We start from the raw sequence: 20,284 nt of genomic DNA on the forward strand, positions 1-20,284 counted from the left end.
CCACGATTGTGGGCGCGCTGGCCGATCCGGCCATTCGTCAGAGGAGGCGCCGGCCCTCGGCTGCGGCCGCGATCAGCAGCTCCAGCCGCCGCTCCCGCGTCACCGCCTGCTTGGCGCTCAGCACCCGGCGCAGCATCTGGCGCCGCCAGCCCGGCGGCTGGGCCTCGAACCAGGCCCAGGCCTTGGGCTGGCGCTTGAAGCGCTTCTCCAGTTCGGGCGGCAACACCGCCTCGCCCTCCTGCTCGTAGGCGTAGACGACGCTGCGCCGATCGGTCCGTTTCTCGAACGCCGCCAGGCCCGCCGGCCGCATGCGCCCCTCGGCGGTCAGCACGGCCACGCGGTCGATGTTGATGCGGCTCCAGATCGACGTCGGGCGGCGCGGCGTGAAGCGGATCTGGTAGCGCAGCTCGTCCACACGCTTGCGAACGCCGTCTATCCAGCCGACGCACAGCGCCTCGTCCACCGACTGCGGCCAGGTCAGGCTCGGCACGCCCGAGCCCACCTTGTGGAAGCCCACCACCAGCTCGGTCGCCGTGGCGGCATGCCGGGCCAGCCAGGCGCGGAATTCCTCAGGAGAAGCGAAGTAATGCGGTTCGGCCATGATGCGCGCATTCTGATTGCCTCCGCGCCACCCATGAACACCCTGCTGCTGCTCGTCGCCATCGTCGATGAACACAAGGCCCTGCTGCTGAACCGCTTCCGCGTCATCGACGCACCGACCGCCGCCGCACGCGCAGCCGCCATCGCGACCCACGGTCCCGACATCGATCTGGTGCTGACCAATGGTGCCACCGGCTTCACGGCCGCCGAGATCGCCGCCTGCCCGAACCTGAAGCTGCTGGCCGCCCAGGGTGCCGGCCATGAGAACGTCGATGTGGCGGCCGCCAAGGCGCGCGGCATCCTCACCTGCAACGGCGCCGGCACCAACGACGACTGCGTGGCCGACCACACTCTCGCGCTGCTGCTTGCCAGCGTGCGCGCCCTGCCCCAGCAGGGCGCCGCGCTGCGGGCCGGCGTCTGGCGCGACGCGCTGCCGCTGTTCCCGCAGTTCACCGGCCGGCGCCTTGGCATCGTCGGCCTGGGTGTCATAGGCCGCAAGATCGCCGCGCGCGCGGCGGCCTTCGGCATGGTCATCGGCTATCACAATCGCCGCCCCAGCGAGGCTGCCGGTGCAGCCACCTACTTCGACAGCGTGACGGCGCTCGCCGCCTGGGCCGACGACCTCGTCGTCGCCACGCCCGGCGGCACGGCCACCAAGCACATCGTCGACGCCGAGGTGCTGGCCGCCCTGGGGGCCGGCGGTCACGTGGTGAACATCGCGCGCGGCAGCTGCGTGGACACCGCCGCCCTGGCCGCCGCGCTGCGGGCCGGCCGCATCGCGGGCGCGGCGCTGGACGTCTACGAGAGCGAACCCCGGCCGCCCCAGGAGCTGCTGGGGCTGGACAACGTCATCCTCACGCCCCATGTGGCCGGCTGGTCGCCTCAGGCCATACGCGCGACGGTGGAGAACTTCATCGCCAACGTCGAGGCATGGCGGCGCGGCGCGCCGCTGCCCACGCCGATCTGAGGCCGCGGCCGCGCAGCGGATGCCTCCCTGGATCGGGGGCAACCTGATGGCAACCCGCTACCGGGTTGGCCGCGCGCCTGACGACAATAGGCCCATGCGGTTCACGCGCCACGCCCAGCCGAGCCAGCCCTGCCGGGGCCGGCTGACGCGTCACGGCCTGCGCGCAGCGGCGGCGGGGCCGGCTTGAGCCGCTGGTCCACCGGCCCCCGCCTCGCGCCGACGCCCGCCTCCACCCCGGCCGCTTCCTGGCCGCACGGGCGGCGTGGCGCCCCTGCGCACGCGCTGCTCGTCTCCCTGCTGGTCCACGCGCTGCTGCTGAGCCTGACCTTCGGCGGCGAAGGCCTGGGCCTGCCCGGCCTGACCCTGCCCTGGCAGGCCCGACGGGCCGAGGTGCCCGACCTGCGCGTCGTGCTCGTGACGCCGACTGCCGAGCCCGTGGGGGTGCCGGCACCGCCGGCCGAAGCCCCGACTACGCACGCGGCTACCACGCCAGCGCCTCAGGCCGAGGTCACGCAGGCCGTCGACGATGCACCGCCCGCCGCCCCGGCGGCCCTCCCCGTCATCGCCGTCGACAAGCCCCGCGAGGCGACCTGGAGCGTGCCGCCCGCACCGCCGGCATCTGTCCCCGTCATCGCCGCCTTCGCCGCAGCCTCTGGCCCGCCGATCGAGGTGACGCGGTTGCGCGAGCCCGGCGACGCCAGCCGGGCTGCGCTGGAGCGCGGGTCCCGCGAGCGTGCCGTCGAACTGGCACGGCTCGACGGCGCCGGACGCGAGACGCAGCAACAGGCCCAGCAACAGGCCGAGCGTCTGGCGGCCGCCCAGGCCGAAGCCGACCGTCAGGAAGCGGCACGACTGGAAGCCGCAAGGCAGGAGGTCGCCCGCAAGGAGGCGGCACGGCTGGACGCTGAACGCCAGGAGGCCCAGCGCCAGGCTGCGGCGAGGCTGGAGGCGACCCGCGTCGAAGCGGCGCGCCTGGAGGCCGAGCGGCAGGAGAGCGCACGGCGTGCCACCGCACAACAGGAGGCCGCGCGCCAGGAAGCCGCCCAGGCCGAGGCGGCGCGCGCCGAAGCAGCACGCATCGAAGCAGCACGGCAGGATGCCATCCGCCAGGAGGCAGCGCGCCAGGACGCGGCCCGCGCCGAGGCGGCCCGCGCCGAGGCGGCCAGGCTGGCCGCCGCCAAGGCCGCGGAGGAGTTGCGCGAGGCCAGGCTGCGCGCCATCGGCCAACAGCTCAACGAGGAGGCCACCAGGCGCGACGCGGCCCGCCAGGCCCAGTCCAACCTGCCCTCCTCCTGGAGCAGCGCCCGCCGCGGCCGCCTCTTCGGGCGCGCCGACGCGAACGCCGAGATGGTGCTCTACGCCGAGGCCTGGGCACGCAAGATCCAGCTCAATCCCACCTTCGAGCTGGTGCGCGAGGCCGTCGGGCAGCCCCACACCGACCCGCTGGTGACGGTGGCGCTGCGCAGCGACGGCACGGTGGAATCGGTCAGCTTCGTCCGCTCCAGCGGCGTGCCGGCCATAGACGCCGCCGTCCGCCGCGTCGTCGAGAGCCAGGCCAACTACCCGGCCTTCCCGCCAGCGCTGGCGCGCGAGTACGACGTCATCGAGATCCGCCGCAGCTGGCACTTCGACACGGCGATACGGCTGTACTGAAGTCGGTCGGCCGATCAGGGCGGGGCGGGCCGGCAGCTGCCATACGCCTCCTGGTAAGGCCTGTCGAAGCATCGGGACAGGCCCGTGAGGACGTCCAGATTCGTCCGGTTCTCGGGGTGCTTCTCGGTCGCGATCCGGTGAGCCTCGTACTGGGCGTCGAAGGCGGCCCTGTCCCCGCGCAGAAAGGCCACGGTGGCCAGCGCATAGGTGTTCCAGCTGAAGCTCGGCTGCTGCCTGGCCTCGTCGGGCACCAGCGACTTGAGCGCCTCCTCGGCGGCACGTGCGTTGTCCCCGGACATCGCCAGCGTCTGCGCCAGATGCCAGCGCACGCCGCGCAGCTCGGCCTCCTGCTTCCTCACATAGCGGCCCAGCAGCTGGACGGCCTCGGGAAAGCAGTTTCCGAGCTGGCGCCAACCCGCTTCCGTCTGGTCGAACTCCCGATAGGGCAGCTTGATCGCGGCCGGCGCGACCTCCTTGTACTTGGCCTCGCAGGCCGCGGTCTCGGCTGCCGCCGCCGGCAAGGCCAGGCACAGCCCGATGACGAAGGCGGGCAGTGCTGGGAGCGGTGGCGCCTTCCTCATGCGGGTTCCATGGTGTGAAGTTCCTGGGTCGGTCGCGAGGAGCGCAGCAAGGTCAGCCGGCCGCTGCCGGCCCAGGCGTCCAGCGGCCGGCGCAGGTCCTGGCGCAGCGCATCCTCGCCGTCGGCGCGGGCATCGAGCAGGCCCACCCAGGCGTCGCGGCCGTTGCCCTTGGCCTCGTACAGCGCCGCGTCGGCCAGATCGATGGCGGCACGCCAGTCAAGCGCACGCGGCAGTGCGGCACATAGCGGGAATGCCGAGAAGCCCACCGAGCAGGTCAGCGCCGCGCGCAGACCGCCGGCCAGCTCGAAGGGCTGGACCGACACGGCCAGGCGGGCTCGTTCGGCCAACTCGGCAGCACGGCGGCGCGGCGTACCGCGGGCGACGATGAGGAACTCCTCGCCGCCCCAGCGCACCAGGTAGTCGGTGGCACGGAAGACCTGCTCCAAACGGCCGCGCATCTGCATCAGCACGGCGTCGCCGGCCATGTGGCCATGGGCGTCGTTGATGCCCTTGAAATGGTCGATGTCGATGAGGAAGAACAGCAGGTCCTGCTCGCAGTCCTGGCCCGCGACGGCCGGCGGCTCGTAGTGGCGCAACGCCAGCGCCACGTCGGCGGGCATCTGGCGGTCCAGGAAGCGGCGGTTGCGCAGGCCGGTCAACGGATCGGTGAGGCTGGCCTCCTCCAGCTCGGCAGACTTGGCCGTCAGCGCTGACTTGGCCGCCTCCAACGCCACGGTGCGCTCCTGCACGCGAACCTCCAGCACGCGGCGATGGCGCAGCAGCAGCCGCGTGCGCATGTTGACGATGCCGGCGACGAGCAGCGCGCCGGCGACGATGGCCCCCGCCAGGGCCCAGCGCGTCTGCCACCAGGCCGCGTGCACATCGATGCCGACCTTGAGCTCGCTGGAGCTCCAGGCGCCGTCGCGGTTGCTGCCCTGCACGCGCAGGGCGTAGCTGCCCGGCGCCAAGTTGGTGTACGCCGCCGAGCGGCCCAGCGCGCCGGCGTCTATCCAGCCGGCATCCAGGCCCTCGAGGCGGTAGCGATAGCGGTTGCGCCCGGGCTGGCTGTAGTCCAGCGCCGCGAAGGCCAGGCTGAAGCCGCGCTCGCCGGGCGCCAGCACGAGGGCACCACCCTCGGGCAGCACGCGCTCCTCGCCGTCCACGCGCAGCTCGGACACGACGAGCGGCGGCTGGTAGGTCCATGGCGCGAAGCGCTCGGGGTCGATGACCAGCAGGCCGCGCGCGCCACCGAACAGCATGCGGCCGTCGTCGAGCTTGGCATAGGCGCGGAACCAGCCGGTGCCCAGGTCGGCGCCGTCAGCCGCGCCCAGCTCGCGGCGCTCGCCGCTGCGCGGGTCGTACATGTTGCGCTGCGACCAGATGCGGCCCTGCTTGTCGAACAGCAGGTTGGCGCCGAACGCGCCGCCGATGTCGGAGGCGCCGATGGCCTCGAAGCGCGCACGCCGGCCGTCGCTCTCGACGAGGCGATGCAGGCCGGTGCCGGTGTCCACCCAGAGGCGGCCGGCCAGGTCGACGGCCATGCCCAGCACGGTCTGGCCGGTCAGGCCCTGGGGCTCAACCCATTCGGCCACGGGCTCGTCCGCGCCGGGCCTGGCGATGCGGAACAGGCCCGCCGCGCCGCCGGCCCACAGGCTGCCATCGGGCAGGGCCGCAAAGGCGTTGACTTCGCCGGTCCCGCCCACCAGCCCGGCCGTCGGTACGGGGCGCATGACGGGCCTGGCCGGCGTCCAGCGCATGACGCCGTCCAGCGTCGCGATCCACAGCGCACCGTCGGCGCCGGCGTGCAAGCGCCGCGGCACGGCGTTGCCGCTGCGCAGCGTCTCCTTCCAGTGGCCCTGGGCGTCGAAACGCAGCAGTTGGGTGTCGATGGCGACCCAGACGGAGCCGTCCCGGGTCTGCCCAAGCGCATTGACCCGGCCCGGCGGCAGGCCGCCGGGGCCTTGGGCGACCAGGCCCAGCGGCTGGAGCTGGCGGTCGCGGCGCTCGATGCCGCCAGCCAGCGTGCCCAGCCAGATTTCGCCGTTGTCCAGCTGCAGGATGCTGCGCACGTCCAGCCCGCCGGACGGACCGCCCAGACCGTCACGCACCATGGACAGGCCCGGCAGCGATGGCACGTGGCGCATCAGGCCACCGCCATAGCTGCCGGCCCAGACGGTACCGGCCGGGTCGCGTATCAACGCCCGCACGTCACTGCGCGGTGCCGATCCCGCGTTCGCGGCACCGGCTGCAGTCAGGCGCTCGATCAGCGCGCCGTCGGTCGCGCGCCGCCGTGACAGGCCAGAGGCATCGCCGAACCACAGCTCGTCGGCGTCCGGCTGGGCCATGGCCATGACGGGCCAGGCGCCCGCGGTGGCGCCCGGCTGGGCGCCTGGACTGAAGGGCAGCGGCTGGCCCTGCGGCGACAGCGCGCGCAGCCGCCCCTGGGCGGTGCCGACGATGACGCGGCCATCCAGCGCCTCACTGATCAGCGTGACGAGCTGGTCGCCGACGCCCACGTCCAGTGTCTCTATGGGACCGTCCGGCGCCTTGCGCGCTAGGCCGCGCCAGGTGCCTATCCACAGCGTGCCCTGGCGGTCGACGAGCAGGGTCTGCACGCGCGGGTCGGGCAGGCCGTCGTCGCGGCCCCGGTGGTGGGTGAAGCGCTGGGTCTTGACGTCGAAACGGTCCAGTCCGCCGCTGCCGCCTATCCAAAGCGTGCCGTTCTTCTCCAGCGCCAAGCTGCGCACGGTGTTGGCGGCGGGCGCGGTCTCGTCGGCGGACTTGCCGTCGCGGGCCCAGCGGTCCCAGCGGCCGCTGGCCATGTCCATGCGCACCAGGCCGCTGTTGCCGGCCGCCACCCACATCCAGCCGCGCGGGTCGGGCAGCATGGCGCGCACGAACTGCTCGGGAAGCAGCCGGCCGTCGGGTCCGGCGAGTGGGTAGCGGCGAAAGGCGTAGCCGTCGAATCGCAGCAGACCCTCGGGTGAGCCAGCCCACAGCAGGCCGCGGGCGTCCAGCGCCAGCGCCGACACGACGTTGTCCCGCACGGCGCCGGGATCGCCGATGGACTCGAAGCGCGGCACCACGGCCCTGGCCGCCGTGCAGAGCCCCACGGCAGCCAGCAGAATCGCCCCCCACCTCTTCACGGATGTCATGGGGTGATTCTGCATCTCAGTCGGATTGGAGTAAGCGCAGACGGCCGCTGGCGGCCCAGTCGGCCAGCGGCCGCCGGGTGTCGCCGCGCAGTTCGGCCTCGCCGGCGGCGCTGGCATCGAGCAGGCCCACCCAGGCGTCGCGACCGCCCTTCTTGGCCTGGTAGAGGGCCGCGTCGGCAAGGTCGACGGCGGCGCGCCAGTCCAGCGCGCGCGGCAACTCCGCACACAGCGGGAAGGCGGTGAAGCCAACCGAGCAGGTCAGCGACAGCCGCACGCCGCCACCCAGGTCGAAGGGCTGGCCGGCGATGCACTGGCGGGCCCGTTCGGCCAGCTCGGCAGCGCGGGTGCGCGGCGTCTCGCGGGCCACGACGAGGAACTCCTCGCCGCCCCAGCGCACCAGGTAGTCGGACGCGCGGAAGACCTGGATCAGCCGGCCGCGCATCTGCATCAGCACGGCGTCGCCGGCCATGTGGCCGTGCTCGTCGTTGATGCGCTTGAAATGGTCCACGTCGATGAGAAAGAACAGCATCTCGCGGCTGCGCTCCAGCGGCGCGGTGAGCGGCGCATGGCCATAGAGCTCGCTGCTCTCGTGGCGGCGCACGGCCAGCGCGACGTCGCCTGGCAGCTGCTGCTCGAGGAAGCGGCGGTTGCGCAAACCGGTCAGCGGGTCGGTAAGGCTGGCCTCCTCCAGCTCGGCCGACTTGGCGGCCAGCGCAGCGGTGGCCTCGGCGACGCGCGCCTCCAGCGCATGCTGGCGCTGCAGCAGCATGCGTGTGCGCAGGCGGAACGCCGCCAGCAACAGGCCCAGCGTCGCCAGGCCCGCGAGCACCTGCAGCCAGCGCGTCTGCCACCAGGCCGCCCGCACCTGCACGTCCAGGCGCAGTTCGTGCGGGCTCCAGTCACCCTGGCGGTTGCTGCCCTGCACGCGCATCACATAGCTGCCGGGTTCGAGGTTGGTGTAGGCCGCGCGGCGGGCGGTGGCGCCGGCCTCCAGCCAGCCGGCATCCAGGCCCTCCAGGCGGTAGCGGTAGTGGATGCTGGCCGGGCGGCTGAAGTCCAGCGCAGCGAAGCCGAGGCTGAAGCTGCGCTCGCCAGGCGCCAGCACCAGCGGCTGGCCGGCGGCCGGCAGCGGCCGGTTGACGCCGCCCAGGTGCAGCTCGGTCGCGACGACCGGCGGCCGGTAGGCCCAGGGTGCGAAGCGCTCGGGCTGCAGGACCAGCACACCGCGCGCGCCGCCGAACAGGAAGCGCCCGTCGGCCAGCCGCGTGTAGGCGCGGAACCAGGCGGTGCCGATGTCGGCGCCGTCCACGGCACCCAGCTCCTGGCGCTGGCCGCTGCGCGGGTCGAAAAAGCCGCGGTGCGTCCAGACACGCCCCTGCGCATCGGCCAGCAGGTTGGCGCCGAAGGCGCCGATGACGTCGTCGCCCGACGCGGCCGGGAAATGCTCGAAGCGCAGGCCCTGCGCGTCCGACACCACGGCGCCGCGGTGCAGGCCGGCGCTGGTGTCCACCCACAGCGCGCCCCGGCCGTCCACGGCCAGGCCGACGACGGTGCGGCCCACGAGGCCGGGCGTGGCCGGCGCGTCGGCCACGGGCTGGGCCGCATCGGGCCTGGCGATGCGCAGCAGACCGGCCGCGCCGCCCACCCACAGGCTGCCATCGCGCATCTCCAGCACGGCGTTGACCTCGCCACCGCTGCGCCTGCCATCCGCCAGCATGACCGGCAGCAGCTCGCTGCCGCGCGGCGGCAGCCGCCACAGGCCGTCGGTGGTGGCGATCCAGAGCTGGCCGTCGCGCGTGGCGACCATGCGGCGCGCTGTGACGCGGCCGGTGGCCAGCGTCTGGCGCCAGCGCCCGTCGGGGTCGAAGCGCATCAGCTCGGACTCGGTGGCCAGCCAGACGCCGTCGGGCGTCTGCGCCAGTGCGCCGATGCGGCCCAGAGGGGCCTTGCGGCCTGCGACCGTGACAATCTCGTCGACGGGCCGCAGCGCCGCGTCCAGCACGAGCACGCCGGCGGCCTGGGTGCCCAGCCAGACGCGGCCGTCGTCGAGCTGCAGCACGCTGCGCACGTCCAGGTCGCCGAAGCGCCGCCAGCGCTCGTCGTCGTTCTGCACCAGGGCCAGGCCCGGCAGCGGCGGCACATGGCGCATCAGGCCGGAGCGGTAGCTGCCGGCCCAGATCGTGCCGGAGGGGTCGCGCAGCAGCGCGCGCACCTCGCTGCGCGGCACGGGCGCCGGGCTGCTGCCATCGTGCGGCAGGCGTTCGATGAGGGCCCCGTCGCTGGCGCGGCGGCGCTCGATGCCGTTGCGGCCGCCCAGCCAGAGTTCGTCGTCGCCGGCCTGCGTCATGGACAGCACGGGCCAGGCACCGTCGCTGGCGCCGCTGCGTTCGGCGAAGGGCAGCACACGGCCGTCCTCGGCCGACAGCATGCGCAGGTCGCCCAGGCCGGTGCCGACCAGCACGCGGCCGTCGCGCGTCTCGGCCAACAGCGTGATCTGCGGCCGGGCCAGGCCCAGCGCCACGGGCTCGATACGATCACTGCCGGCGCGCTTGCGGGCCAAGCCCTGCCAGCTGCCTATCCACAGCGTGCCATGGCGGTCACGCAGCAGCGCGGCGATGCGGTCGTCCGGCAGGCCCGAGCCTGCTCCGCGCATATGCGTGAAGCCGCGACGCTGCGGGTCCAGCCGCGAGAGGCCGCCTTGCGTGCCCACCCACAGGCTGCCATCGGGTTCCAATGCCAGCGCGCGCACGGCGTTGGAGGCCGGCGCCAGCGCGTCGATCGGGCCACCCTCGGTGCGGGCCCAGCGCGTCCACTGACCGGAGGCGGTGTCCAGCCAGGCCAGGCCGCTGTTGCCGGCCGCCACCCACAGGCCGCCGCGCGGATCGGCCAGCAGGCTGCGCACGAACTGGTCGACCGGGGCGCTATCCGCCGGGTCGCGCAGCGGATGGCGGCGGAAGCGGTAGCCATCGAAGCGCTGCAGCCCGTCGGGCATGCCCACCCAAAGGAAACCCTGGGCGTCCATGGCCAGCGCCGAGACGGCGCGGTCGCGCAGCGAATCGGCCTCGCCCACCGGCTCGAAGCGCGGCGTGACGGCCCATGCCGGACCGGCCAGGCCCGAGGCGATCAGCAGGGTGGCATACCCCTTCCTCAGCAACACCCTCATGCCCGCATTCTCAGCGACGGCGTGGGCGCCACCGCCGTGGCAATCGGCACGTTTCCCAGCCCTACTGGGCCAGGGGGCGTGTGATAGCGTCGATGCGTTCGACCACCTCCGGCGTGAGCCTGGGCGTCACAGCCAGTGCCCCGAGGTTGTCGCGCAGCTGCTCGAGACGGCTGGCGCCCAGGATGACGGTGGACACGCGTGGGTTGCGGTTGATCCAGGCAATGGCCAGTTGGGCCGTGTTGCAGCCCAGCTCGGCGGCGATGTCGGCCAACTGGCCCACCGCGTCGTTCTTGGTCTTGTCCTGCAGCTGCTCGCGCATCCAGGCCATGTTGTCCAGCGCGCCGCGGCTGCCGGCGGGAATGCCGCCGCGGTACTTGCCGGTCAGCAGGCCCGAGGCCAGCGGGCTCCACGTCGTCAGGCCCAGGCCGATGTCGTCGTACAGGCGCGCGAACTCCTGCTCGACCTTGCGCCGATGGAACAGGTGGTACTGCGGCTGCTCGACGACGGGCTTGTGCAGGTGGTGGCGCTCGGCGATCTCCCAGGCCGCGCGGATGTCGCCCGCGCTCCATTCACTGGTGCCCCAATACAGCGCCTTGCCCTGGCGGATGATGTCGCTCATGGCCCAGACCGTCTCCTCGATCGGCGTGTGCGGGTCGGGGCGGTGGCAGTAGATCAGGTCCAGATGCTCCAGCTGCAGGCGCTTCAGCGAGCCGTCCACGGCCTGCATCAGGTACTTGCGGTTCAGTGTGTCCTTGCGGTTGGTGGTCGTCACGCCGTCACGCTGCAGCCCCCAGAAGAACTTGCTGGAGACGATGTAGTCCAGGCGGTTCCAGCCCAGTGCCTTGAAGGCCTGGCCCATGACGACTTCGCTCTCGCCCTGGGCATAGATCTCGGCGTTGTCGAAGAAGTTGATGCCGGCGTCGAAGGCCGCGGCCAGCATCTCGGTGGCGGCCTTGGTGTCGACCTGGTTGTGGTACGTGACCCAGGAGCCGAGGGAAAGTTCTGAGACCTGGAGGCCGGCGCGGCCGAGGCGGCGGTATTGCATGGGGAGTCCTATGACGGAAGGAAAGCGCGGAGCGCGCAGGCCGACAGCTTAAGCCCCGGCCACAATCGCCCCGCATGGGTGCCGCCGGCGCCCGGCGGCATCCCGAAGGGAACAGCCAAGCATGCACTCGATCCGACGCCGTCTGCTGCCGGGCGCCGCCCTGGCGCTGGCCGGGCCGTTGCGGGCCGCCGGGGCCGAGCCGCTTCAGGTGCTGGTGGACGGCAGCACGGAGCTGCCGCAGGCACTGGTGCGCGGCGACACGGTGGTCGACGGCCTGCAGCACAACCTCGCCGTCGAGATCGGCCGGCGCGTCGGCCGGTCGGTGCAGTTCCGGCTGCTGCCGCGCCGCCGCATCGCCGCAGCGCTGCTGGACGGCGAGGCGGACATGATCTGCGGCTACCAGCCGGCCTGGCTTTCCGGTCCGCTGCGGTGGAGCCACCCCTTCCTTGACGACGGCGACCTGCTCGTCACCGCCGCCCGGCACGGCGCACCAACGCGGCTGCGCGACGTGGCCGGCCAGCGCATAGGAACGATCGCCGGCTTTGTCTACCCCGAGCTGGAGCAGCGGCTGGGCAGCGGCTTCGTCCGCGACGACGCGCCCAACCTGAGCAGCAACCTGCGCAAGCTGGCCAACCGCCGCGTGGACCATGCCGTGATCGGCCGCACCAACTTCGAATACCTGCTCCGGCGCGGCGAGCTGCCGGTCGAGGTGCATGCCCCGCTGCCCATCGCCCAATGGCGCAACGGCTGCGCGCTGTCGCCGCGCACCCCCCTGAGCCTCGCCGCGCTGAATGCCGCCATCATGGCGATGCAGGCCGACGGCAGCCTGAAGCGCATCCGCGACCGTTATCGTTGAGGGCATGAAGTTCGCAGTCATAGGCGCCGGCCCGGCCGGCCTCGCCCTCGCCCTGCTCGCCGCCGAGCGCCTGGGCGACCACGAGATCCACCTGTTCGACACGCGCGCGCTCGACCACGACGTCGGCCGCGACGCGCGCACGCTGGCGCTGAACCTGGGCAGCATCCGGCTGCTGCAGCGCCTGTCGGCCTGGGAGCCCGAGCGCGCCCAAGCCATCCGGGCCGTGCATGTCAGCCAGGCCCCGCCCGCGCCCATCGCCGGCGAGGTGCGCATCAGCGCCACCGAGCAAGGCCTGCCCCAGCTGGGCGCCGTGCTGCCCTATGGCGCCCTCGTTGCGCCGCTGCAGCAGCGCTGGCTGGCACTCGCCGGCGCCGCGCCGCAGCGGCTGTTCACGCGCTTCGGCACGGCGGTACATGCGATCCGCTCGCAGGCCGACGGCGTGGAGCTGGACTGCGGCGAGGGCCCGATCGTCGATCGCTTCGACCTCGCCGTCGTCGCCGAGGGCGGCGTGTTCGCCGAGCAACAGCGCAAGTCCATACGCAGCGACTACCACCAGAACGCCTGGGTCGGCAGCGTGCGCCTGGCCACGCCGGGCCTGCAGGGCCTGGCCATCGAGCGCTTCACGCGCAACGGCCCGCTGGCCCTGCTGCCGCTGCCCGACGACGCGCAGGGGCCGCGCGCGGCGCTGGTCTGGTGCCTGCCCCAGGCCGAGGACGACATCGCCACGCTGAGCGACGCCCAGCGCCTGACCGTCATTCAGCAACAGCTGCCCGCCGCGGCGGGCCGGCTGACCGGCATCTCGGCGCTGAAATGCTTCCCGCTGGGCCTGAACGCCGAGACGCGGCTGCTGCAGGGCCGCGCGCTGCGCATAGGCAACGCGGCCCAGACGCTGCACCCAGTGGCCGGCCAGGGGCTCAACCTCGGCCTGCGCGACGCCCAGGCCCTGGTGGACGCGCTGCGCGAGGCGGCCGAGACCGGGCAAGACCTGGACGCCACGCTGGCCCGCGTCGAGTGGCAGCGCGCCCCCGACCGCTGGCCCATGATCGCCGCGACCGACTTCCTCGCCCGCAGCTTCGCCTGGCGCCTGCCGGGACTGCCGGCGCTGCGCGGCCTGGCGCTGGCCGGGCTGGAGCTGGCAACGCCGCTGAAGACGGCGCTGGCGCGGCGCATGATGTTTGGGGGCTGAATGGACATCCGTCCCACCCACCGGGGAGAGGTTGAGGCTGCGCGGCCGCTGCTCGCCCGGTCCCAGGTCGCGCCGGTGGCCGTGAAGGACGTCCAGGTCGTCGGCTTCCTGCGCGCCATCACGGACAGCCTCTTCAACGGCCGCACCTCCATGGTCGTCGTCGCCGCGATTCATCGCGGCCGCGACATGGTCACGCGGCTGGCGCGGGCCACCATGGGCGAGCGAGAGCGCATGCACCGGGTGCTGCGCGCCGGGGGCGACGGCGTGTCGGCCTTCTACGAGACACTGGGGTTCCGCCGGTCCGGGGTCGCGATGAAGCGCCCCTGCCTGCGCCGCTGACCTGGAGAACCGCTTGCGCCCCACCCTCACTCTCGCGGCCGGCCTGCTTCTGGCCGCCGCCCAGCCGGCCCTGGCCCAGCTCATCCCGCCGGCCAAGGCCATCGCCGGAGCGACCCAGGAAGAATGGTCCAAACGCTGGTGGCGCTGGGCGCTGTCCTTCGAGGACGTGGACAGCCCCGTCGCCGACGCGGACGGACGGCTGTGCGCCAGCGGCCAGTCGGGTCCGGTCTGGTTCCTGGCCGGCGCCTACGACACGCGGCGCACGGTGCGCAGCTGCAGCGTCCCGGCCGGCAAGACGCTGTTCTTCCCGCTCGTGAACGTCATCGCCTTCCCGCCCGACGACGAGCGCGAAGCCTGCGCATCGCTGATGCTGCGCGCCGAGACGCAGATCGACGCGCCGGCCGCCCTGGTGCTGGAGTTCAATGGCCGGCGCTTCGACGGGCTGGGCGAGCACCGCCAGCCGACACGGGGCTGCTTCCTCGTCGCGCCGGACGACGACGCGCCCGCCGCCGGCAACGGCTATTACGTCGCGCTGGGGCCGCTCAAGCGCGGCCGCTACAAGCTGAACTTCGGCGGCATCCTGCCCGGCCTGTCGCAGGCCGTGACCTACACCCTTGATGTGCGCTGAGTGGTCGGCCTAGACTGGACCGCCCATGACGCCCGCCCCCATCCCCGCCAACGACGCCGAGCGACTGCGCGCGCTACGCGAGCTGCTGATCCTAGACACGCCGCCCGAGGAGCGCTTTGACCACTTCGTCGAATTCGCCGCCAGCGAGTTCGACGTGCCCATCGCGCTGATCTGCCTCGTCGACAGCGACCGCCAATGGTTCAAGGCCAGTGTCGGCCTGGAGGCCTGCGAGACCTCGCGCGAGGTCTCCTTCTGCGGCCACACCATCGTGCAGCGCGAGCTCTTCGAGGTGCCGGACGCGACGCGGGACCCGCGCTTCGCCGACAACCCCCTGGTCGCCGGCGCGCCCTTCATCCGCTTCTACATCGGCGCGCCGCTGACACTGGCCTGCGGCGCGACGATAGGCACGCTGTGCCTCATCGACACCCGGCCGCGCCACCTCGATGCGCTGGACCGCCGCATCCTGTGCACGCTGCGCGACCTCGTCGTCGCCGAGCTGGGCGCGCCATGAGCACCGTCGTCATGCCCAAGGGTCGGCTGTTGCTGATGGAGCCGCAGTTCGTGCTCAGGCGCACGGTGGCACTGCTGGCGCGGGACATGGGCCTGACCGACGTACTGGAGGCGACCAGCCCCGCCACGGCCGAGAAGCTACTGCACGAGCGCCGCTTCAATGCACTGCTGATCGCCATCGACGACGACGGCCAGGCGCTGGAGCTTCTGCGCCAGCTGCGCGCCGGCAGCACCTCGCAGATCCCCGGCCTGCCGGTCGCGGCCACGGCGGCGAGCTGCGACATCGAACTCGTGCTGCGGCTCAAGCAGCTCGACGTCTGCCGGCTGCTGCTCAAGCCCTTCAAGGTGCGCGGCATGCTGGACGCCATCTCCGCGCTGGGCGCCCCGGCGCCGTGGCCCGAGCCCTGATAAAGCCCCTGCGACACCCGCTTTTGCGGACACCACCGCGGCGGCGCGGGCCTAGCATCGGCCCAGCCATGCGCCACCCCGCCCTCTTCACCGCCGCTCTGCTGGCCTCGCTGCTGGCCGGCTGCGGCACGCCCAGCCAGCCGTTGCCCATGGCTGTCACGGCCGCGGGCGCACTGCAGATCCGAGGCTGGGTGCCGCAGGCGCTGAAGGCGCAGGTCGCCCTCGCCGCGGTGACGGGCGGCCAGGAGACCGGGCGCTGGTGGGGCTCCAAGGTCAGCGCCGTGGCGCTGCAGCTGGCGCTGGACGACTCCCTGTATGCCGTCGGCATGAAGCCGCCCTCGCCCGAGACCGCGCCACGCTTCGAGCTGCAGGCCGAACTGCTGCAGCTGGACCAACCCGTGCTGCCGGTCGCCGGCGTGTCGGTCGGCGTCGCCGTGCGCTACACGCTGGTCGACAAAACGGACGGCAAGACGATCTACCAGCGCCGCATCGCCAGCAGCGACGAGGCCCGTTTCAGCGAAGCCCTCGTGTCGCCCAACGAGCGGCTGCGCATCGCCAACGAGCGCGCGCTGCGCGCCAACATCGAGATGCTGCTGCGCGACCTCGTCACGCTGCGCCCCTGACCTCGTGCCGGCGACGCCCGGCGGCCCACCACAGCAACAGCGAGAAGACGAAGCCCGCCACGCTGGTTAGGCCGAAGAACCACATCATGGCGTCGTAGCCCGCCGGGTTGGCCGCGCCCGCGCCGGCCTGATCGTTGAGCCAGCCGGCCGCCATGTTCGCGCCGCTGATGCCTGCGTTCTGCACCACCCACATCAGCCCGATGGCCGTGCCGAAGCGATGGGGAGCGACCAGCTTGCTCGTCAGCGGCCACATGACAGCCGGCACGAGGGAGTAGCTGATGCCGATCAGCGCCGTCGGCACCCACAGGCTCCAATCCGTCAGTGCCAGCACGGCCAGCGCCACCGGCAGCAGCAGCGCGCCGAAGGCGAGGAAGGGCGCGTAGCGGCGCAGGCGGTCGCACATCCAGCCGAAGACTGGTGTCGCGAACACGGCGGCGAGGAAGACATAGCTGTTCATCTCCCCGGCAGCGGCCAGGTCCAGTCCATGGGCGTGCTGGAAATACTTGATCGAGAAGGTGCTGCGGAAGGCCAGGATGACCGAGTACCACAGCACGCACAGCGCCAGCAGATACCAGTAGGCGCGGCCGAAATGCAGCAGGTCGCGCCAGGCGAACTGCTCCGCCGACTTGCCGGTGGGCAACAGGCCGGCGCGACGCGGGCCGCGGTCCACCCACCAATAGGCAAGGGCCGCCGCGAAGGCCAGGGCCGCGATCGCGGCGGCGATGACCAGCGGCGGCTGCCAGCCCTGGGCATAGGCGGCGGCGAACCAGGTCGGCGACATGTCGGCGCCGTAGGAGCCCATGCGGCCCACGGCCAGCTCCACGCCCATCGCGAGCGCGAGGCTGCGGCCACCGAAGTAGTCGGCCACGGCGGCCAGCGTCGCGATGTTGAAGGTCTCGGCGCCAATGCCGAACAGCAGCCGGCCCGCGGCCATGCCGGCGAAGTCCGGGCTGAAGGCCGTCAGCGCCGCGCCGAGCGCGCAGATGCCGGCCGTGATCAACGTCATGCGCGCCGCGCCGAAGCGGTCCACCAGCACGCCGCCGACGAGGATGAGGACGACGTTGGGCAGGCTGTAGATCGCGTTCAGCAACGCGATCTGCGTGTCGGCGAAGCCGCGCTGCTGCTGCAGCAGATCGGCCACGGGGCCGATGGAGTCGTAGACGTAGAAGTTGCCGAACAGCGAGATCGCCACCAGCAAGCCGACGATCCAGGCCGTGGCCCGGGGCGGTTGCACGGCGCTCACTTGCCGAGCAGCGACTTCACGGCCGCTTCCAGTTGCTGGTCCTCGCCGGCGTCCAGCCTGGCCTTGTCATTGGGCACAAGGAGGTCCGGCGTGATCAGGGCGCGCTCCATGAACTCGCCGTTCTGCGCGCGGAAGCCCACCTGCGGGATGCCGAAGACGGTGGCGCCGTCCTGCAGCGTCTCCCACCAGACGGCGGTGCCGGTACCGGCCACCGGCATGCCGATGAGCTTGCCGATGCCGAGATGCTTGTAGGTCCACGGGAACAGGTGGGCGTCGGAATAGTTGCTCTCGCTGATCAGCACGACCGAAGGCTTGACCCATTTGCCGACCGGCTCCCAGCCCAGGCTCTGGCCACGCGGCAGGAACTCCAGGTACTTCTTGCCGGACAGCAGCGTGGCCAGCTCATCGTGCAGGTTGCCGCCGCCGTTGAAGCGGGTGTCGACGATGAGGGCTTCCTTGCCGCTGGCACGGCCCAGCGCCTCGCCATAGGTCTGGCGGTAGCTCGCGTCGTCCATGCCGCGCACATGCACGTAGCCCAGGCGGCCGCCGGAGAGCTTGTCCACCAACGCTCGTTCCTGGCGCACCCAACGCTTGTAGAGCAGCTCGCGCTCGGCGCCCTGGCTGATGGCCTTGAGCGCCTGCTCGAAGCGCTTGCCGCTGGCCGGGTCCAGCACCTCCAGCACGACCTGCTTGCCGGCCTTCAGGTTGAGCATGGAATCGAACTCGGCGCCGGCCGCGATGGCCTCGCCGTCGATGGACTCGATGATCATGCCGGCCTTGAGTCTGGCGGTGGCCGTGTCCAGCGGGCCACCCTCGATGACCTCGCCCACCTTGACGCCCGCGCCCTGGTGGGCCGGCTCGTAGAACAGGCCCAGGGCCGCCGTCGCGTCGCCGCGCGGCGCGGGGCGATAGCTGCCGCCGGTGTGCGAGACGTTGAGCTCGCCCAGCATCTCGCTCAGCAGCTCGGCGAAATCGACGCCGTCGGCCACGAAGGGCAGCTGGCGTTCGTAGACCTCGCGGTAGCCAGCCCAGTCAACGCCGCCCATGTCGCTGACATAGAGCTTCTCGTAGGTCTGGCGCCAGACATGGTCGAACATCTGCGCGCGCTCGGCCGTGTGATCGATGCGCAGCTCGGCCGTGAACTTGAGCGCCTCGGTCTTCACGTCGCCCTTGCCGTCGTCACCGGGCAGCTTGAACTTCTGCACCTTGCCGCCGGTCATGACGAACCCCGTCGAGCCCTTGGCGTCCAGCGCCAGGCTGACCGCCTCGATGCGGCCGCCGGGCAGGGAGGCCAGGCGGCGGCCCTCCTTCTCTCGCAGGCGCACCTGCCACAGCTCATGCCCTTCCTCGGTCTTGACGACGTAGAACAGCTGCTCGCCGTCCGGCGTCATCGCGTAGTCCTTGATGTCGCCCGACACCGTGGTCAGGCGCGCCGTGCGGTTCTCCAGGCCCTCGAGCTCGACGACGACAGGCTTGGGCGGCTCGGGCTTCGGCTCTTCCTGCTTGGCGTCCTTCCTGCCCCCGTCCTTCTTGTCGTCCTTCTTCTCGTCCTCCTCGCGCTTCTTCAGCTGGGCATACTCGGCCTTGTCGAGCCGGTAGCGGTCGAAGGCAGCGCGGGTCAGGAACATCGCGTAGACGTCGGCGTCGTTGCGCGCGCCGCCGCCATTGCCGTGCAGGCCATGGCGGTCGGAGGTCCAGATCATCATCTGGCCCTGGCGCGCGAACAGCGGGCGCACGTCCTCATAGCCGCTGTGAGTCAGGTTGACCAGCTTGCCGCTGCCGTCGGCCGGCACCACGCCCACCTCCTGGCCCCAGCGGTTGCGGTCCACGAACTGCACCAGCAGGCTCTTGCCGTCGGGCGCCCAGTCGAACCACTGGTCGCCGTCCTCGTAGGAGTAGTTGAAGTCGCTGGACAGCACCTGGCGCGTCTTGCCGCTGGCGACATCCAGCACATGCAGCGCCGCGCGGTCCTGAAGATAGGCCACCTGCTTGCCGTCCGGCGAGTAGCGTGGCTGGAAGTTCTGGTGGGCGTTCTGCAGCAGCACCTGGGTCGTCACGCGCGGCGCGTTGAAGAAGCCAGGCACGGCCTTCTTGTCGCCGACGATCGCCGCCTCGCACAGGCTCCACCGACCGTTCTGCTCGCAGGCGTAGAGCAGCTTGCGGCCGTCGGGACTGAAGCTGACCGAGCGCTTCTGGCCCGGGCCGTCGGTGATGCGGCGCGTGTTGCCGAACTCGCTCGATGCGACGAAGACCTGGCCACGCACGACGACGGCGACCTCGCTGCCGTCGGGACTGACGGCCATGTCGGTGGCGCCCTCGGACAGCTTGAGGTTCTCGACACGCGGCGCCAGCGCGTCGGCCGCGATGCCGACGCCGACCTTCTGCGGCGCGGCCTCGTCGCCGGCCATCGTGTAGAGCTCGCCGTCGTAGCCGAAGCTCAGCGTGCCGTCGTCCGCGACGGACAGGAAGCGCACCGGGTTCTTCGTGAAGCGGGTGATCTGCCGCGCCGCCTCCGGGCGCTCCAGCGGCATCTTCCAGACATTGAAGGAACCGCTCTTCTCGCTGAGGTAGTAGACCGACTTCTCGTCTGGCGACCAGACCGGGTTGCGGTTCTCGCCGCCGGTGGCGGTCAGCTTGCGGTGCTGGCCGCTCCTGGCGTCCCACAGCCAGAGGTCGCGCGCCACCGGCGAGACATGGTGCTTGCGGAAGTTGTTCTCATAGCCCTTCCAGTCCTCGTAGACGAGCTGGCTGCCGGCCTTGTTGTAGCGCCCGGCCAGGGCCGGCTCGCTGAAGACCTGCTCGGGCCGGCGGCCGCCGTCGATGCCGACCCGGTAGAGCTCGCCCAGGGCCGGCGACGGGAAGGCCATGCTGGTGCGTGCGTCCTGGCGCGCGGCCGAGAACAGCACCGCCTGGCCATCCGGGGTGAAGGCGATGGGCGTCTCGGACGCCGAATGCGTCGTCAGCCGCCGCGACGGCCCGCCCTCGGCGGCAACGAGGAAGACGTCGTTGTTGCCGTAGACGTCGGCCGCATAGGCCAGCAGCCTGCCGTCGGGCGACCAGACCGGCGCCGTGACATGGTTGCCGTTGGCCACCAGCAGCCGCGCCGTGCCGCCCACGGCGGGCACCACGTAGAGGTTGCCCTCGAAGGTGAAGGCGATCTGCCTGCCGTCCGGAGAGATGCTGGACTGGCGCAACCACAGCGGCTGCGTCACGGGGCCCAGCGGGGCGGCGGCGAAAGCGCAGAGAGCGGTCGACAGCGCCAGGGCGGCGCCCGCGAGTTTGAAACGCATGGCAGGGCGGAAATGAGGCTGAGGCCAGCGAGTCTAG

At 72.1% G+C, this 20,284-nt stretch carries 16 protein-coding genes; 9 read left to right on the forward strand and 7 right to left on the reverse strand.

The window, feature by feature from the left end; translation table 11 throughout:
• Positions 1–37: 37 nt before the first annotated feature.
• Positions 38–601: a YdeI/OmpD-associated family protein gene (locus tag JOY88_RS03880; protein ID WP_293500507.1), complete on the reverse strand. Its 564-nt coding sequence runs from the start codon at positions 599–601 to the stop codon at positions 38–40.
• Positions 602–634: 33 nt separating this feature from the next.
• Here JOY88_RS03880 and JOY88_RS03885 point away from each other — a divergent pair, with 33 nt between their 5' ends.
• Together JOY88_RS03885 and JOY88_RS03890 are read left to right on the forward strand one after the other, a co-directional pair.
• Positions 635–1,567 (forward strand): NAD(P)-dependent oxidoreductase, encoded by a 933-nt coding sequence (locus JOY88_RS03885; protein WP_293500508.1) that lies wholly within the window; start codon positions 635–637, stop codon positions 1,565–1,567.
• A 183-nt stretch (positions 1,568–1,750) separates the two neighbouring features.
• The gene (locus JOY88_RS03890; protein WP_293500510.1) at positions 1,751–3,220 is read left to right on the forward strand and encodes a TonB C-terminal domain-containing protein; all 1,470 of its coding nucleotides are present in this window, start codon (positions 1,751–1,753) and stop codon (positions 3,218–3,220) included.
• Between the two features lie 14 nt (positions 3,221–3,234).
• Here the strand turns inward: JOY88_RS03890 and JOY88_RS03895 are convergent, their stop codons facing one another.
• The 4 genes from JOY88_RS03895 to JOY88_RS03910 all read right to left on the reverse strand — a co-directional run bounded on the left by JOY88_RS03895 (position 3,235) and on the right by JOY88_RS03910 (position 11,164).
• Positions 3,235–3,801 carry a hypothetical protein gene (locus tag JOY88_RS03895; RefSeq protein ID WP_293500512.1) on the reverse strand — a complete coding sequence of 189 codons (567 nt, stop codon included), beginning with the start codon at positions 3,799–3,801 and terminating at the stop codon, positions 3,235–3,237.
• Positions 3,798–6,956 carry a ligand-binding sensor domain-containing diguanylate cyclase gene (locus JOY88_RS03900; protein ID WP_293500514.1) on the reverse strand — a complete coding sequence of 1,053 codons (3,159 nt, stop codon included), beginning with the start codon at positions 6,954–6,956 and terminating at the stop codon, positions 3,798–3,800. Before JOY88_RS03900 ends, JOY88_RS03895 begins: the two co-directional genes overlap by 4 nt.
• A gap of 16 nt (positions 6,957–6,972) precedes the next feature.
• The gene (locus JOY88_RS03905; RefSeq protein ID WP_293500516.1) at positions 6,973–10,119 is read right to left on the reverse strand and encodes a ligand-binding sensor domain-containing diguanylate cyclase; all 3,147 of its coding nucleotides are present in this window, start codon (positions 10,117–10,119) and stop codon (positions 6,973–6,975) included.
• A gap of 61 nt (positions 10,120–10,180) precedes the next feature.
• Complete coding sequence (locus JOY88_RS03910) at positions 10,181–11,164, reverse strand: potassium channel beta subunit family protein (protein ID WP_293500518.1); 984 nt, start codon at positions 11,162–11,164, stop codon at positions 10,181–10,183.
• 121 nt (positions 11,165–11,285) lie between these two features.
• Here JOY88_RS03910 and JOY88_RS03915 point away from each other — a divergent pair, with 121 nt between their 5' ends.
• The 7 genes from JOY88_RS03915 (at position 11,286) to JOY88_RS03945 (ending at position 15,714) form a co-directional block, all read left to right on the forward strand.
• Positions 11,286–12,020: a substrate-binding periplasmic protein gene (locus JOY88_RS03915; protein ID WP_293500520.1), complete on the forward strand. Its 735-nt coding sequence runs from the start codon at positions 11,286–11,288 to the stop codon at positions 12,018–12,020.
• Positions 12,021–12,024: 4 nt separating this feature from the next.
• Positions 12,025–13,206, forward strand: coding sequence for an FAD-dependent monooxygenase (locus JOY88_RS03920; RefSeq protein ID WP_293500522.1), 1,182 nt, complete (start codon positions 12,025–12,027; stop codon positions 13,204–13,206).
• Entirely contained in the window at positions 13,207–13,545 is a 339-nt protein-coding gene (locus JOY88_RS03925) for a hypothetical protein (RefSeq protein WP_293500524.1), read from the forward strand.
• Positions 13,546–13,558: 13 nt separating this feature from the next.
• The gene (locus tag JOY88_RS03930) at positions 13,559–14,173 is read left to right on the forward strand and encodes a hypothetical protein (RefSeq protein WP_293500526.1); all 615 of its coding nucleotides are present in this window, start codon (positions 13,559–13,561) and stop codon (positions 14,171–14,173) included.
• 25 nt (positions 14,174–14,198) lie between these two features.
• Positions 14,199–14,684, forward strand: a complete 486-nt coding sequence (locus JOY88_RS03935; protein WP_293500528.1) for a GAF domain-containing protein — start codon at positions 14,199–14,201, stop codon at positions 14,682–14,684.
• Positions 14,681–15,091, forward strand: coding sequence for a response regulator (locus JOY88_RS03940; RefSeq protein WP_293500530.1), 411 nt, complete (start codon positions 14,681–14,683; stop codon positions 15,089–15,091). Before JOY88_RS03935 ends, JOY88_RS03940 begins: the two co-directional genes overlap by 4 nt.
• A 68-nt stretch (positions 15,092–15,159) precedes the next feature.
• Positions 15,160–15,714, forward strand: a complete 555-nt coding sequence (locus JOY88_RS03945; RefSeq protein WP_293500532.1) for a hypothetical protein — start codon at positions 15,160–15,162, stop codon at positions 15,712–15,714.
• Here JOY88_RS03945 and JOY88_RS03950 read toward each other — a convergent pair.
• Both JOY88_RS03950 and JOY88_RS03955 read right to left on the reverse strand, forming a co-directional pair.
• Positions 15,698–16,957 carry an MFS transporter gene (locus tag JOY88_RS03950; protein ID WP_293500534.1) on the reverse strand — a complete coding sequence of 420 codons (1,260 nt, stop codon included), beginning with the start codon at positions 16,955–16,957 and terminating at the stop codon, positions 15,698–15,700. The genes JOY88_RS03945 and JOY88_RS03950 overlap by 17 nt on opposite strands.
• A complete protein-coding gene (locus JOY88_RS03955; protein ID WP_293500536.1) occupies positions 16,954–20,247 on the reverse strand; it encodes a S41 family peptidase in 3,294 nt (1,097 codons plus the stop codon). Before JOY88_RS03955 ends, JOY88_RS03950 begins: the two co-directional genes overlap by 4 nt.
• Positions 20,248–20,284 lie beyond the last annotated feature (37 nt).

It is taken from the genome of Roseateles sp. (assembly GCF_019237615.1).
In the GTDB taxonomy this organism is placed as follows: domain Bacteria; phylum Pseudomonadota; class Gammaproteobacteria; order Burkholderiales; family Burkholderiaceae_C; genus Pelomonas.